1 protein-coding gene is annotated in these 863 nt (G+C 43.6%); it reads right to left on the reverse strand.

Annotation, left to right across the window (positions count from 1 at the left end):
• On the reverse strand, nt 1-863 hold an 863-nt coding region (locus DL897_RS17995; RefSeq protein WP_145962248.1), incomplete at both ends, for an FAD-binding oxidoreductase.

The following is an 863-nucleotide window of genomic DNA, read 5'->3' on the forward strand; positions in this document are numbered from 1 at the left end:
AGCGCCCAAGCCGAGGAAAATTTAACACTCTGATCGGATCTGCCGGGGATTGGTTCATCAGGGTCTAAGAAATCTATACAATCTGGATAGTATAATGTTTTGATTACGGTTTGTGTCGGAGTTCCGGTATTTAATAACGGTCTTAATGCTTTAATCAGCTCAGGTTTTGAACCGAGGAAAATTCCTTCTGCATGGCACAAGCCATTTACTTTGCTGAAAATCTCAAGGTAGCATCCTAATCGTTCATCTGCAAACGGCGCCCATCTTTGCCAAGCTTTAAATACAGTTTCTAATTGTTCCCATGGCCAAACAATATTAAAGACGGTTGCAGTTTTAGGAGCACGATGAACTTTGAAAGTATATTGGGTGTTATATCCGAAATTACCTCCCCCGCCTCCTCTGGAAGCCCATAGTAAGTCCTCATTGTGAGATTGATTTGCTCGAATAATCCTGCCTTTTGCATCTACCATTTTCAGTGCGAGAAGGTTATCACTGATAAGGCCAATCGATCGTGAGAGCACGCCAAATCCGCCGCCCATCGTAATTCCTCCGATTCCGACGGTCGGACTGTCTCCAAACGGAGCCATAAAACCATCCCGAGCTAATCCTTTTACAAGCGGACCAACGTGAATGCCGGTTTGAACGGTTGCAATCGCGTTTTTTTCATCCAAGAGGACTTTATTCATGTCACTCACATCAATAACAATTCCGTCACTTACTACTGAAAGATTCTTATCCAGAGCATGGCGGCCGCTTCTGACACGCAAAGGCACATTATTCTCACGAGCCCATTTAATAGCATTACTGACATCGTATGAATTTTGTGCAAAAACAAAGACAAGCGGATAGACATCAACATAAGG

Origin of the sequence: Thermoflavimicrobium daqui (assembly GCF_003313465.1) — a bacterium.
Taxonomy (GTDB): domain Bacteria; phylum Bacillota; class Bacilli; order Thermoactinomycetales; family Thermoactinomycetaceae; genus Thermoflavimicrobium; species Thermoflavimicrobium daqui.